1 pseudogene is annotated in these 481 nt (G+C 48.0%); it reads right to left on the bottom strand.

The window, feature by feature from the left end:
- Positions 1 to 481 (bottom strand): annotated as a pseudogene (locus KK062_RS30005) (SusC/RagA family TonB-linked outer membrane protein); the annotation flags it as partial.

The raw sequence follows: 481 nt of genomic DNA, 5'->3' as shown, positions 1-481 counted from the left end.
GGCCACGGCCGTCAACACCCGGGGCAATACCGGTGTCTTGCACAAAGTCAGGGTCATTGCCTTTATATTTGGTCATGATGGCCAGGTTCTGGCCTGCTACATATACACGCAGACTACGGATGTAGTTGGACGACTGGAGATCAAATTTATAGCCGAGGGCTACTTCATCCAGTTTGAAGAAGTTACCGTTTTCAAGATAATAATCAGAATACTGATACGTGTCGTTCAGCTGAGCATGCTCTTCAAATGCGCTATTCAACAAGTTACCGCCCGTGAATGTTTTTGTACCATAGCTCATTTCCATCGTATTGAGGATTTGATAGTCGAAACGACCGCGCATGAACACACGCAGATCGAATCGCTTGTACGAAAAGGTGTTCGTCCACGACAGGTAATATTTCGGAATTGCGTTACCGATAATGGCGTAGTCCGACTGATTCGGATCGGCTGAATTGGCAATGTCCGCCGCACGCGCCACGCT

Origin of the sequence: Dawidia cretensis, from assembly GCF_018598175.1 — a bacterium.
GTDB classification, from domain to species: Bacteria; Bacteroidota; Bacteroidia; order Cytophagales; family Cyclobacteriaceae; genus Ohtaekwangia; species Ohtaekwangia cretensis.
Note: the sequence above shows the minus strand (reverse complement) of the source record. Positions and strands in the feature narration are given on the sequence as shown.